General features: G+C 69.9%; 9 protein-coding genes and 1 pseudogene. 9 read left to right on the top strand and 1 reads right to left on the bottom strand.

Annotated elements, in window-relative coordinates:
- From secD to DJ010_RS10400, 4 genes are all read left to right on the top strand, one after another.
- Entirely contained in the window at positions 1-1,746 is a 1,746-nt protein-coding gene (secD, locus tag DJ010_RS10415) for a protein translocase subunit SecD (RefSeq protein ID WP_109693619.1), read from the top strand.
- Positions 1,746-2,993 carry a protein translocase subunit SecF gene (gene secF / locus DJ010_RS10410; protein ID WP_109693618.1) on the top strand — a complete coding sequence of 416 codons (1,248 nt, stop codon included), beginning with the start codon at positions 1,746-1,748 and terminating at the stop codon, positions 2,991-2,993. The genes secD and secF overlap by 1 nt, the downstream gene beginning before the upstream one ends.
- A 5-nt stretch (positions 2,994-2,998) precedes the next feature.
- Entirely contained in the window at positions 2,999-3,565 is a 567-nt protein-coding gene (locus DJ010_RS10405) for an adenine phosphoribosyltransferase (RefSeq protein ID WP_109693617.1), read from the top strand.
- Between the two features lie 122 nt (positions 3,566-3,687).
- On the top strand, positions 3,688-5,922 hold the full coding sequence (locus DJ010_RS10400) for a RelA/SpoT family protein (protein WP_109693854.1): 2,235 nt from the start codon (positions 3,688-3,690) through the stop codon (positions 5,920-5,922).
- An 18-nt stretch (positions 5,923-5,940) separates the two neighbouring features.
- Here DJ010_RS10400 and DJ010_RS10395 read toward each other — a convergent pair whose 3' ends face one another.
- The gene (locus DJ010_RS10395) at positions 5,941-7,167 is read right to left on the bottom strand and encodes a DUF349 domain-containing protein (protein ID WP_109693616.1); all 1,227 of its coding nucleotides are present in this window, start codon (positions 7,165-7,167) and stop codon (positions 5,941-5,943) included.
- A gap of 46 nt (positions 7,168-7,213) precedes the next feature.
- Between DJ010_RS10395 and DJ010_RS10390 the strand changes: the two genes are divergently transcribed.
- From DJ010_RS10390 to DJ010_RS10370, 5 genes and pseudogenes are all read left to right on the top strand, one after another.
- Complete coding sequence (locus DJ010_RS10390; protein ID WP_109693615.1) at positions 7,214-7,936, top strand: MBL fold metallo-hydrolase; 723 nt, start codon at positions 7,214-7,216, stop codon at positions 7,934-7,936.
- Position 7,937: 1 nt separating this feature from the next.
- A pseudogene (gene hisS, locus DJ010_RS10385) lies at positions 7,938-9,293 on the top strand (histidine--tRNA ligase); the annotation flags it as partial.
- A gap of 143 nt (positions 9,294-9,436) precedes the next feature.
- Positions 9,437-11,218, top strand: coding sequence for an aspartate--tRNA ligase (gene aspS, locus DJ010_RS10380; RefSeq protein WP_109693613.1), 1,782 nt, complete (start codon positions 9,437-9,439; stop codon positions 11,216-11,218).
- A 173-nt stretch (positions 11,219-11,391) separates the two neighbouring features.
- Positions 11,392-12,402, top strand: coding sequence for an ABC transporter permease (locus DJ010_RS10375; RefSeq protein WP_109693612.1), 1,011 nt, complete (start codon positions 11,392-11,394; stop codon positions 12,400-12,402).
- A 67-nt stretch (positions 12,403-12,469) separates the two neighbouring features.
- A complete protein-coding gene (locus tag DJ010_RS10370; protein WP_109693611.1) occupies positions 12,470-14,257 on the top strand; it encodes an ABC transporter substrate-binding protein in 1,788 nt (595 codons plus the stop codon).
- Positions 14,258-14,297 lie beyond the last annotated feature (40 nt).

Raw genomic sequence — 14,297 nt, 5'->3', positions numbered from 1 at the left:
GTGGCGACCCGTCGTCACCGGCCCGGCCGGACCCTGATCACCTTCTTCGTCGGCGTCGCCATCGTCTTCGGGCTGGTCGCCCTGGCGGGCACCTGGAAGCCTGCGCTCGGTCTCGACCTCCAGGGCGGTCTCCGGATCACGCTGACGGCCAACGGCAGTCCGTCGGACGAGAACTTCGACGAGGCCCGGCGGATCATCGACCAGCGCGTCAACGCCCGCGGCACGACTGAGGCCGAGGTGACCGCGCAGTCGGGCAAGTACATCGTCGTGGAGATCCCCGGGTCCACCGAGAACCGGCGCGAGCTCCAGGAGCTGGTGCAGCGCACGGCGCAGCTGCGGTTCCGACTGGTGGCCTGCTCCAGCGACTCCAACACCGGACCCTGCGCGACCGGCAGCCCGCTGGGCCGGGCCCCGCTCTCGCTCACCGCCGAGCCGAGCGACAAGCCGAAGAACAAGGACAAGGACAAGAACGACCCGTCCGACACCGCGAGCCCCACCGACACCACCAGCCCGACCGACACACCGACGGAGCCCGAGGACGAGGACGTCGCCGCGGGGGCCGGCACCGCCGAGGGCGAGCTCGCGTGGGCCACGGCGCCGGACCAGGAGTCGATCGCGCTCTACAACTCGCTCGAGTGCAACGACGACGGCACGCTCGTCCAGACCGACGCCCAGGGCCAGACGACGCCCGCTCCGCAGGAGGACGACCCCGACAAGCCGTTGGTCGCCTGCGAGGTGCGCGGTGACTCGGTCATCAAGTACCTCCTCTCCCGGTCGGTGATCGAGGGCACCGAGCTCTCCGACGCAGGCGCGGGCATCCCGCAGGGCGAGGTCGAGTGGGCCGTGACCCTCGACATCGGCAACGACAAGGACAAGGCCCACCCGGAGGGCTCCACCGGCGGCGAGGACGACTTCGAGACGATCTCCGAGCAGCTGGCCGAGACCGGTCGCCAGTTCGCGATCGTGCTCGACGGCCAGGTGCTCTCCGCGCCCGTGATGCAGGCGGTCATCCGCGACGGCAACTCGCAGATCACCGGTGACTTCGACGAGCAGAGCGCCACCGACCTCGCCAACAGCCTGAAGTTCGGTGCACTCCCGATCTCCTTCGACAAGGACGTCACCACCGAGGACATCGGACCCTCCCTGGCCGGCGACCAGCTGTCGGCGGGCCTCACCGCGGGCGCCATCGGGCTCGGCCTGGTGATGCTGTACTGCCTGCTCTACTACCGCGGCCTGGGCCTGGTCGTCGTCAGCTCGCTGTTCGTCGCCGCCGGCGTCACCTACGCGATGGTGCTGCTGCTGAGCGAGTCGGCCGGGTTCACGCTGACCCTGCCCGGCATCGCCGGCTTCATCATCGCCGTCGGCATCACCGCTGACTCGTTCGTCATCTACTTCGAACGCATCCGCGACGAGATGCGTGAGGGCAAGTCGATGCGGGTCGCAGTGGAGACCGGCTGGGCCCGGGCGCGGGTCACCCGGTTCGCGGCCAACACCGTCAACCTGCTCGCAGCGCTGATCCTCTACCTGTTCGCGACCGGTGCCGTGAAGGGCTTCGGCTTCGCGCTCGGGCTGTCGACGCTGATCGACCTCGCGGTCCTGTTCTGGTTCACCAAGCCGCTGGTCTCGTGGCTGGCGCAGTTCAAGGCCTTCAACTCCGGACGGAAGTGGTCCGGCCTGAGCCCGGAGACGCTGGGCATGGACGCTCCCGTCGTGCGAGCGCCGAAGACGGCAGGAGGGAACGCCTGATGGGCAAGATGTCCCGGCTCGGCAACGACCTCTACAACGGCCGGAAGTCGATCGACTTCATCGGCCGCAAGGGCCTCTGGTACGGCATCACCGCGGTGCTGGTGGGTCTCGCGATCGCCATCATCATCGCCAAGCCGCTCAACTTCGGCGTGGAGTTCCGCGGCGGCACCGAGCAGAAGATCACGGTCTCGGCAGGGGTCGACCAGGCCGACGCCGACGACCTCCGCGAGGCGATCGCCGATGCGGACATCGAGGGCGCAGCGAACCCGGCCGTCACCACCGCCGGCGGCAACTCGCTCGTGCTCACCACCGAGTCGCTCGACGACGCCGCGGAGGACGAGAGCCAGGCGATCATCACCGAGCTGTTCCCCGACGTGGAGCCCACCGAGGACATCTCCGTCCAGGACGTCGGGCCCAGCTGGGGCCAGGAGGTCGCCGAGCGCGCCCTCATCGGCATCGGCGTCTTCCTGGTGATCGTGGTCCTGTTCATCTGGGGCTACTTCCGCGAGTGGAAGATGTCGGTGGCGGCGCTCGTGGCGCTGGCTCACGACATCCTCATCACGATCGCCGTCTACGCGCTGTCCGGCTTCCAGGTGACGCCGGCCGCAGTGACCGGTCTGCTGGCGATCCTCGGGTTCTCGCTCTACGACACGGTGGTCGTGTTCGACAAGGTCAAGGAGAACACCACCACGCTGCGCAAGAGCAGCGAGACCTACGCCGAGGCCGCCAACCTCGCGGTCAACCAGACCCTGGTGCGCTCGATCAACACCAGCATCGTGGCGCTGATCCCGATCGGCGCGATCCTCTACGTGAGCGCGGTCCAGCTGGGCGCGAGCTCCCTGCAGGACCTCGCGCTCGCGCAGTTCGTCGGCATGGCCGCCGGCGTCTACTCCTCAGTGATGCTGGCCCCCCGCATCCTCGTGCACCTCAAGTCCTCCGAGACCGAGGTGGTCGAGCAGGCCCGCCGCGCCAAGGCGCGCAAGCGCGCCATGGCCGACCGCTACGCGACGGTCCCGGTCTTCAAGGAAGACATGCCGGTCGCCGACGAGACCGACGCCGACCGGCCTGCGCGGCCGGCGCGCTCGGAGAACGACGAGGCGGAGCCGGGCAACCGGCCCCGGTCCTCGGAGGACGCCATCGGCAAGGGCCGGGTCGCGCCGACCCAGCAGCGCCCGGTCTCGACGAGCAACGCCTCGGGCCGGCAGCAGCCGGTTCGGCAGACCCGTTCCAAGCGCGGCAAGAAGTAGGCACGGTGCCGGGCCCGGTCGACCCGACGGCGACCCTCCGCACCGCCGAGGAGGCCATCGGCCGGCTGGTACGCGACGTCCCGGACTTCCCGGAGCCGGGCATCCTCTTCAAGGACATCACCCCGCTGCTCGCCGACCACTCCGGCTTCGGCGCGGTGGTGTCCGCGCTCGCGGACGCCGGACGCGAGGGCGGGGAGGTCGTCATCGACAAGGTGATCGGCATGGAGGCCCGCGGGTTCATCCTCGCGGCACCCGTCGCGCTCGCGCTCGGCGTCGGCTTCGTGCCGGTGCGCAAGGCCGGCAAGCTCCCCGGCGAGACCCACGCCGTCGGCTACGCCCTGGAGTACGGCGAGGCCGTGCTCGAGGTGCACCGCGACGGCATCACGGCGGGTGAGCGGGTGCTGGTCGTCGACGACGTGCTCGCCACCGGCGGCACCGCCCGGGCCACCGCCGAGCTCGTCGCGGCCTGTGGCGGCACGGTGGCGGCCATGGCCTTCCTGCTGGAGCTCTCGTTCCTCCCGGGCCGGGCCGCGGTGGGCGACAGCCCGCTGACGGTGCTGTCGGTGATCTGACCCTTCGGCGAGGTGAATAGACTCCGTGCATGAGTGAGGGACGGGCCAGCGACCGGCCGGTTCCAGCGCGCCCGGCGGAGGTGCCGACCGGCCAGAGCGACATCGGCGGCGGCGGTCGCGGTATGCGCGCACGGCTGGCCCGGATGGGCACGCGCACGCCGACCTCCAACCCCGTCCTCGAGCCGCTGTTCCGCGCGGTCCGCGCCAACCACCCGAAGGCCGACCTCCCGTTGCTGGAGCGCGCCTACCTCACCGCCGAGCGCCTGCACGGCCCGCAGATGCGCAAGAGCGGCGACCCCTACATCACCCACCCGCTCGCGGTGACCACCATCCTGGCCGGCATCGGCATGACCGAGCCGACCCTGGTGGCCGCACTCCTGCACGACACCGTCGAGGACACGCCGTACACCCTCGAGGAGTGCCGCCGCGACTTCGGCGACGAGGTCGCTCGGCTGGTCGACGGCGTCACCAAGCTCGACAAGGTCGTCTACGGCGACTCCGCGCAGGCCGAGACCATCCGCAAGATGATCGTCGCGATGTCGCGCGACATCCGGGTGCTCGTCATCAAGCTGGCCGACCGGCTCCACAACATGCGGACACTGCGCTACGTGCCGCAGAAGAGCCAGGAGCGCACGGCGCGCGAGACGCTCGACATCTACGCCCCGCTGGCCCACCGGCTCGGCATGAACACCATCAAGTGGGAGCTCGAGGACCTCGCGTTCGCCACCCTGCACCCGAAGATCTACGACGAGATCGTGCGGATGGTGGCCGAGCGCGCGCCCTCGCGCGACCAGTTCCTGGCCGAGGTGATCACCCAGGTCGAGAAGGACCTGCGCGAGGCCAAGATCAAGGCGACGGTCACCGGCCGTCCGAAGCACTACTACTCGATCTACCAGAAGATGATCGTGGGCGGCCGCGACTTCTCCGACATCTACGACCTGGTCGGCATCCGGATCCTCGTCGAGGAGGACCGCGACTGCTACGCCGTCCTGGGCGTGCTGCACTCGCGGTGGAACCCGGTCCTCGGCCGGTTCAAGGACTACGTCGCGATGCCGAAGTTCAACATGTACCAGTCGCTCCACACCTCGGTCATCGGGCCACAGGGCAAGCCGGTCGAGATGCAGATCCGGACCTTCGCCATGCACCGGCGAGCCGAGTACGGCGTCGCGGCGCACTGGAAGTACAAGGAGGACGGCCGCTCGGGTGCCGACACCGACAAGCGCGGCGACATGGACGACATGAGCTGGGTCCGCCAGCTGCTCGACTGGCAGAGCGAGGTCGACGACCCGGGGGAGTTCCTGGAGTCGCTGCGGTTCGAGATCAACCAGACCGAGACCTACGTGTTCACCCCGCGCGGCGACGTGATCGCGCTGCCGTCGGGCTCCACCCCGGTCGACTTCGCCTACGCCGTGCACACCGAGGTCGGGCACCACACGATCGGCTCACGGGTGAACGGCCGGCTGGTGCCGCTGGAGTCCACGCTCGAGAACGGCGACGTCGTCGAGGTATTCACGTCCAAGTCGCCGACCGCTGGACCGTCCCGGGACTGGCTGAACTTCGTGAAGTCCCAACGCGCCCGCTCGAAGATCAAGCAGTGGTTCACCAAGGAGCGCCGCGACGAGGCGATCGAGAACGGGAAGAACGAGATCGCCAAGCTGATGCGCAAGGAGGGGCTGCCCCTCAAGCGGCTGCTCACCCACGAGTCGCTCACCCAGGTCGCCGAGCACTTCCGGCTGGCCGACGTCTCGTCGCTCTACGCCGCGGTGGGCGAGGGCAACCTCGGCGCGCAGAGCGTCGTGCGACGGGTCATCGAGATGCACGGCGGCGACGAGGGAGCCCAGGAGGACCTGGCCGAGGCCGTCACGATCACCGGCCGTCGCAGCCGCCCGCGCCGCCTCGCCCCCGGCACCGACGCCGGTGTCATCGTCAAGGGCGCCCCGGACGTGTGGGTCAAGCTCGCCAAGTGCTGCACGCCGGTGCCGCCCGACTCGATCCTCGGGTTCGTCACCAAGGGCGGCGGCGTCTCGGTGCACCGCACGGACTGCACGAACGCCGCCTACCTGCTGGACCAGCCCGAGAAGCTCCTCGACGTCGAGTGGGCCCCGACCGGCCAGACCACGTTCCTCGTCAACATCCAGGTCGAGGCGCTCGACCGCGCCCGGCTGCTGTCCGACATCACGATGGTCCTCTCGGACGCGCACGTGAACATCCTGTCGGCGAACCTCAACACCACCCGCGACCGGGTCGCCAAGACCCGGTTCACCTTCGAGATGGCCGACTCCAAGCACCTCGACACGGTGCTCAAGAGCGTGCGAAGCATCCCCGGCGTGTTCGACGCCTACCGCGTCACGAGCTGAGACCGGTCGGACCGCGGCTCAGCGGTAGTCGGCCGACGCCTGCTTGGCCATCTCCAGGAACGACCGGCGCCCCTCGAGGTTCTCCTCGAGCTCCTTGACGCGCTTGGCGTCGCCGGCGGCGCGAGCCTTCTCGAGCTTGGCCTCGGCCTCGGCGATCGCCGCCTCGAGCTTGGCGACCATGTCATCGGCGCGGGCGGACTTCTCCGGGTCCGTGCGCTTCCACTGCTCGTCCTCGACCTTGCGGATCGCCTGCTCCACCGCCCGCATCCGGCCCTCGAGCTCCTTGATCCGGTCGCGGGGGACCTTGCCGGCCTCGTCCCACTTGTCGGCGAGGTCGCGGAACGCGGCCTTGGCCGCGGCCAGGTCGGTCACCGGGAGCAGCGCCTCGGCCTCGACCGCCAACCGCTCCTTGACCTCGGCGTTCGCCGCGAACTCGGCGTCGAGCGCCGCGTTGGCGGCGTCACGCGCGTTGAAGAAGGTGTCCTGGGCGCCGCGGAACCGCTTCCAGAGCTCGTCGTCGATGCCCTTGGGCGCCGGGCCGGCGGCCTTCCACCGGCGCATCAGGTCGCGGTACTGACCCGCGGTCGGGCCCCAGTCGGTCGAGCCTGCGAGCGCCTCGGCCTCCTTGGCCAGGCGCTCCTTCACGAAACGGGCGGCCTCGCGCTTCTCGTCCTGCTCGGCGAAGTGCACCTTGCGGGCCTTGGTGTACGCCGAACGCGCGGAGGAGAACCGCTTCCACAGCGCGTCGTCGGCCGCCTTCTCGATGCGGGGGAGCTGCTTCCACTGCTCGAGGAGCTCGCGCAGCCGGTTGGCGCCGTTCTTCCAGTCCCGGCCGTTCGCGATGGACTCGGCCTCCGCAGCGAGCTTCTCCTTCTCCGCCTTGGCCTCGGACGTCCGCCGCGCCTTCTCGGCACGTCGTGCCTCCCGCTGGGTGGCGATCACCGGACCCAGCTCGTCGAGCCGGGCGCCGAGCGCGGCGAGGTCGCCCACGGCGTGGGCGTCGGTCACCTGGGCACGGACGGTCTTCACCGCCGTGGTCGCCTCCTCGGGGGAGAGGACGCCGGAGTTGACCCGCTTGTGGAGCAGGTCCACCTCGAGCGCGAGCGCCTCGTACCGGCGCACGTAGAAGGCCAACGCCTCCTCAGGAGTGGCGTCGGGCATCTGCCCGACCTGCCGCTCGCCGTCGGTGGTCTTCACGTACACAGAGCCGTCGTCGTCGACGCGGCCCCACTCGCTCGCAGTCACAATGGGCAATGCTAAGGGAGAGGAGCCCGGCCGATAGGCTGGGTGGGTGCTGATCGCCGGCTTCCCCGCAGGACCGTGGGGCACCAACTGCTACGTCGCCGCCACCGAGGCCGGCGCGGAGTGCGTCGTGGTCGACCCCGGCAAGGACGCCGCGCCGGGCGTGGCCGAGGTGATCCGTGAGCACCGGCTGAAGCCGGTCGCGGTGCTGGTGACGCACGGGCACATCGACCACATGTGGAGCGTCGCGCCCGTTGCCGGCACCTACGACGCCACCGCCTGGATCCACCCGGACGACCGCGACCTGCTCACGGACCCGCTCGCCGGGATGTCGCGCGAGTCGGCGGCGATGCTGCTCGGCATGCCGGACGAAAGGCTCGAGTTCGCCGAGCCCGACGACGTCCGCGAGCTGGCGGACGGCGTCGACCTCGAGCTGGCCGGGCTGCGGTTCGTGGTCGACCACACGCCGGGCCACACGCCGGGCTCGGTCACCTTCCGCACGCCGTACGACGGCGACGCGGACGTCAGCGAGGTCATGTTCTCCGGCGACCTCCTGTTCGAAGGCTCGATCGGCCGCACCGACCTGCCCGGCGGCGACCACCCCACGATGCTGCGGAGCCTCGCCACCAAGGTGCTCACGCTGCCCGACGACATCGTCGTCCTGCCCGGCCACGGCGGGCAGACGTCCATCGGCCGCGAGCGCGCGACCAACCCCTTCCTGCTGGAGCTCCAGGACGAGGGCATCGCCGGCCGCGTCACCCGAGGACTCTGACGTGGCCAAGCCGGCGCCGCTGAGCGGCTTCCCCGAGCTCCTGCCTGCCCAGCGGGTGGTGGAGCAGCAGGTCATCGCGACGCTCGCGAGCACCTTCGAGCTGCACGGGTTCGCCAACATCGAGACCCGAGCGGTCGAGCCGATGGACCAGCTGCTGCGCAAGGGCGACACCTCGAAGGAGGTCTACGTCCTCCGCCGCCTCCAGGAAACGAAGGACGCGGCCCGCGACAAGGGGCTGGACAACGGTCTGGGCCTCCACTTCGACCTGACCGTGCCGTTCGCGCGCTACGTCCTCGAGAACGCCGGCAAGCTCGAGTTCCCGTTCCGCCGCTACCAGATCCAGAAGGTCTGGCGCGGCGAGCGCCCGCAGGAAGGGCGGTTCCGCGAGTTCGCGCAGGCCGACATCGACATCGTCGGCCGTGACCTGCTGCCGTTCCACCACGACATCGAGGTCGCGCGGGTCATGCTCGACGCCCTCGGCAGGCTGGACTTCCTGCCGGGCTTCCGGCTCCAGGTCAACAACCGCAAGCTGATCCAGGGCTTCTACCGTGGCCTCGGCCTCGACGACGACGCCGTCGACGAGGTGATGCGCCTGGTCGACAAGCTCGACAAGCTCAGCCCCGAGCAGGTGGCGACGTCGCTCGTCGCCGAGGCGGGGCTCAGCGACGCGCAGGCCCAGCAATGCCTCGCCCTCGCGACGATCCGCGCCACCGACGACTCGTTCGTCGCGCGGGTGCAGGCGCTCGGGGTCGAGCACCCGCTCCTCGACGAGGGCCTGGACGAGCTCGCGCTGCTGCTGCGCGGCACGACCGGGCTGGCGACCGAGAAGGTCCGGATCGAGGCCGACCTGTCGATCGCACGCGGCCTCGACTACTACACCGGCACCGTCTTCGAGACCCGGCTCGACGGCTACGAATCGCTCGGGTCGATCTGCTCGGGCGGTCGCTACGACGCGCTCGCCAGCGACGGCCGTACGACGTACCCCGGCGTCGGCATCTCCCTCGGGGTCAGCCGGGTGCTGGTGCCGCTCATCCAGCGCGGCGTCGTCACCGGCGACCGGTCGGTGCCGAGCGCCGTCCTCGTCGCCGTGGCCGACGAGGAGTCCCGGCCGCAAGCCGACGCGATCGCCGCCGCTCTGCGCGCCCGCGGGATCCCCTGCGAGGTTGCGCCGTCGGCAGCGAAGTTCGGCAAGCAGATCAAGCACGCCGACCGCCGCGGCATCCCCTACGTCTGGTTCTCCGGCACCGACGACGCGGGCGCTGCCACCCACGAGGTGAAGGACATCCGCAGCGGAAACCAGGTGCCCGCCGACCCCGGCACCTGGGAGCCTCCCCTGGAGGACCTACGACCCCGGGTCTCGACAAGCTCGACCACCGAGGCCAGCTCGACCACCGAGGCCAGCTCGACCACCGAGGCCAGCTCGACCACCGAGGCCAGCTCGACCACCGAGGCCAGCTCGACCACCGAGGCCAGCTCGACCACCACGAAGGAGACAGATCAGTGATCCGCACCCACGACGCCGGCGCCCTCCGCGCCGAGCACGTCGGCCAGACCGTGACCCTCGCCGGCTGGGTGGCCAGCCGGCGCGATCACGGCGGGGTGACGTTCATCGATCTCCGTGAGGGCAGCGGTGTCGTCCAGGTGGTGATCCGCGAGGACGAGGTGGCCCACCGGCTCCGCAACGAGTTCTGCCTCAAGGTGACCGGCGAGGTCGTGGCCCGCGAGCCGCACAACGTGAACCCGAACCTCGCGACCGGCGAGGTCGAGGTCGTCGCCGCACCCGGCCACGGCGTGGAGGTGCTCAGCGAGGCGGCGCCGCTCCCGTTCCAGATCGACGACCACGTCGACGTGGGGGAGGAGGTGCGGCTCAAGCACCGCTACCTCGACCTGCGTCGTACGGCGCCCGGCGCGGCGTTGCGGCTGCGGAGCAGGGTCAACCAGGCGGCCCGTGCCGTCCTCGCCGAGCACGACTTCGTCGAGATCGAGACGCCCACCCTCACCCGCAGCACGCCCGAGGGTGCTCGCGACTTCCTGGTGCCCGCCCGGCTCCAGCCCGGCAGCTGGTACGCCCTTCCGCAGAGCCCGCAGCTCTTCAAGCAGCTGCTCATGGTCGCCGGCATGGAGCGCTACTACCAGATCGCGCGCTGCTACCGCGACGAGGACTTCCGGGCCGACCGGCAGCCCGAGTTCACCCAGCTCGACGTCGAGATGAGCTTCGTCGAGCAGGACGACGTGCTCGCCCTGTCCGAGGAGATCCTCGCCGCACTGTGGTCGCTCGTCGGCTACGAGATCCCACGGCCGATCCCGCGGATGACGTTCGCCGAGGCGATGGCGCGCTACGGCTCCGACAAGCCCGACCTGCGCATGGGCCAGGAGCTGGTGGAGTGCACGGATTACTTCAAGGACACCCCGTTCCGGGTCTTCCAGGCCGACTACGTCGGCGCCGTCGTGATGCCCGGCGGCGCCAGCCAGCCGCGCAAGCAGCTGGACGCGTGGCAGGACTGGGCCAAGCAGCGCGGCTCCCGCGGCCTCGCCTACGTGCTGTTCCAGGAGGACGGGGAGCTCGGCGGCCCGGTCGCCAAGAACCTCAGCGACGAGGAGAAGGCCGGCCTGGCCGCCCACGTCGGTGCCCAGCCCGGCGACTGCGTGTTCTTCGCCGCCGGCGCCACGAAGTCCAGCCGGGCGCTGCTCGGCGCGGCCCGACTGGAGATCGGCCGCCGCTGCGGCCTCATCGACGAGAGCGCGTGGAGCTTCGTGTGGGTGGTCGACGCTCCGCTGCTCGAGCCCGCCTCGGATGCCACAGCCGCCGGCGACGTCGCGGTCGGCCAGGGGGAGTGGACCGCGGTCCACCACGCCTTCACCAGCCCGCAGGACCCCGACGGCTTCGACGAGGACCCCGGCAACGCCCTGGCCTGGGCCTACGACATCGTCTGCAACGGCAACGAGATCGGCGGCGGGTCGATCCGTATCCACCGCGAGGACGTCCAGAAGCGCGTGTTCGCGCTGATGGGCATCGGCGAGGAGGAGGCCGAGGAGAAGTTCGGCTTCCTGCTCCAGGCGTTCAAGTACGGCGCGCCGCCGCACGGCGGCATCGCGTTCGGCTGGGACCGCATCTGCGCGCTCCTCGCGGGCACCGACTCCATCCGCGAGGTGATCGCCTTCCCGAAGTCCGGTGGCGGCTTCGACCCCCTCACCGCCGCGCCGGCTCCGATCACCCCGGAGCAGCGCAAGGAGGCCGGGGTCGACGCCGTTCCGGCGGAGGATGTGCGGGCCGAGGCCTGATCGACGGGCAAAGCCTCCGGGCCGGCCCGCCTCCGGCCGGAACCGGTAGCCGAGACCAGATCGTTACCGCTCGGTGATCCTCAACACGGTCGCGCTCGCTTAGAGTCTCCGACGGCGCCGCATCGGGCGGTGCTGCCGAGATGCCTCGGCGAGCGGGGTTGCGGAGGAATCGGATGGCGTTGCCGGCTGGTGACATTGCGGTCCACGACGAGACCGCCGATGCATCGCTCGAACCGGAGGCCCGCAAGAAGATCGCCGGCCGGTCCCCGACCCGGATCGCCTTCGACCGGCTCCGCAAGGACCCGATCGCCGTCATCTGCTTCGCGATCGTGTTGCTCTTCGCCGTGATCGCGCTGTTCGCCGACCAGATCAACTCCCTCGTGGGCGTCAACACCGAGGTCGTCCGCGCCAGCGAGCGGGTCAACCTGGTGACGCTGCTGCCGCTCGACGGCCCGCCGAACCACGGTTTCGACCCCGAGCACCCGTTCGGCGTCGCCCCGGGCGACGGCACCGACAACTTCGCGGTGTGGACGAAGGGCTGCCAGACGTCGCTGTTCCTGGCGACGATGGCCGCCGTGCTCTCGACGACGATCGGGGTCGCCCTCGGACTGCTGGCCGGCTTCCTCGGCGGCATCGTCGACTCGATCATCTCGTTCATGATCGACCTGTTCCTCACCTTCCCGTTCCTGGTCGGCGCGCTGGCGCTGGCGCCGATCATCAACGACCGGTGGGCGACGGAGCCGGAGAAGCTGCGAGACGTGAGCTTCTGGGCGCTGGTGGCGATCCTGACGATCTTCGGCTGGATGACCGTCGCCCGCCTCGTGCGCGGCGAGGTCCTCGCATTGCGCGAGCGCGAGTTCGTCAAGGCCGCGCGGGTCATCGGCGTGCCCACCCGGCGCATCCTGGTCAGGGAGATGCTCCCCAACCTGATCGCCCCCATCATCATCTCGTTCTCGCTCGGACTTCCGGCCTACGTGTCGGCGGAGGCCGGTCTGTCCTACCTGGGCATCGGCATCATCGGACGCGAGTCCTGGGGTCGCACGATCGAGCAGGCGACCCCGTGGTGGGAGCAGTACCCGCAGTTCCTCCTCGCCCCGGTCGTCGGGATCGCCGTCCTCGTCGTCGCCCTGAACCTGCTGGGCGACGCCATCCGGGACGCGTTCGACCCGAAGACACGACGGTAGGGAAATCAGACGTCGACCCCTGCACCCGTGCATCGGTCAACGAACAAATGGAAGAAAGGCTGGACACATGAAACGCACCAAGGCGTTTGCCGCTGGCGTGAGTGCCGCGGCGTTGACGCTGACGTTGGCCGCTTGCGGCGGCGGCGGCGATGACGACGAGGGCGGCGACCAGGGCTTCACGTCGGGCGACACCAGCTCGGGTGGCAAGAACCCCGAGGCCGTCGGACCCGCCCCTGAGATCGAGGGCGCGACCGAGGGTGGCGAGATCACCGTCCTCGCGCCGGACCCCGACGACGGCATCGACAGCCTGGACCCCGCCAGCCTCTGGTCGGTGACCGACAACGGCATCCTCCAGGACCTTGTCCTCCGTTCGCTGACCACGTTCCGTCAGAACGACGCCGGCGAGTACGAGCTGGTGCCCGACCTGGCCACCGACCTCGGCACCCCCAACGAGGACTTCACCGAGTGGCGCTTCACGCTGAAGGACGGCATCAAGTGGGAGACCGGCGAGCCGGTCACCGCTGAGGAGGTCGCCTTCGGCATCAAGCGGTCGTTCGACGCCGACGCGTTCGCGACCGGCCCCGGCACGGCGTACTCGAAGCCCTACTTCGACGGTGGCGCGGACTACAACGGTCCCTACACCGACGGTGAGGACTTCCCGGCCGTCACCACCGAGGGCAACGACATCATCATGAAGTTCGGCAAGCCGTTCCCGGAGATGGACTACTACTCCATCTTCCCGGCCATCGGCCCGGTCCCGCTCGACGCGGAGATCAACGACTACCGGCTGAACGCCCTCTCGACCGGCCCGTACAAGGTCGAGAAGTTCGTCCCGAACCAGGAGCTCGTCCTGGTGCCGAACGACCAGTGGGACCCGGAGACCGACCCGGCCCGCCGGCAGCTCGTCGACAAGTACACCTTCAAGTTCGACGTGAACCCGCAGGTCGCCGCCGAGACCGTCTTCAGCGACGCCGGCTCGACTACCGTGGTCACCGCCCTCCAGGGCACCGACTACAACAAGGCCCAGAGCGAGGGTCTGCAGGACCAGGTCCTCGTCGGCCCGCAGCCCTGCACGAGCTTCGTGATGCCGAACTACACCAAGGTTCCCGAGCTGGAGGTCCGCCAGGCCCTCGCCTACGCCTACGACTACGAGAACATCTGGTCCGCCGGCGGCGAGCTGTCCGGTGTCACCCGCGCCAATGGTGTGACCGACGAGGAGCTCGGCTTCGGGCTCCTGCCCCCGGGCATGGCCGGTCGCGAGGTCTGGAACGGTCCCTTCGACGACGCTCCGATCACGTTCGACCCGGAGAAGTCGAAGGAGCTGCTGGCCGAGGCCGGCTTCGAGCCCGGCGAGTACGAGGTCTCCTTCGTCTACGACGCGTCGACGCCCGAGGGCGAGGCCGCTGCCGAGCAGCGTCAGCGTGGTTACGAGGAGGGCGGCTTCGCGGTCCAGAAGTACCCCTACACGGCGGGCAGCCTGTACGACGTGTGGACGGACCCGGACAACAAGCTGTACAAGAAGATCAACCTTCTCGGTACGGCCTGGTGCCAGGACTGGCCGTCGGCTGCGACCTTCCTGCCGCCGATCGTCGAGACCGGTGCCGCCTACAACACCGGCCAGTTCTCCGAGGCCTCGGTGGACGACGAGATGGAGCGCATCCGCCAGCTCCCGGTCGACGAGCAGGCCGCAGCGTGGGGTGAGCTGGAGCAGACGGTGATGACGGACTACCAGCCCGTGATCAACACCGGCTACTACCAGAACATCTTCGGCTTCGGCTCGCAGATCGGTGGCTTCGCCAACGACACCTCCGTTGGTGGCGCTCCTGACTACCGCACGATCTACGTCGAGCAGTGAGCTCGGCCTGATCCGGTAGTTGCGTTTCACCTCCCAGGTC

The organism is Nocardioides silvaticus (genome assembly GCF_003160695.1).
GTDB lineage: Bacteria > Actinomycetota > Actinomycetes > Propionibacteriales > Nocardioidaceae > Nocardioides > Nocardioides silvaticus.
The sequence above is the reverse complement of the archived record's forward strand: the minus strand, read 5'-3'. Positions and strand labels throughout refer to the sequence as shown.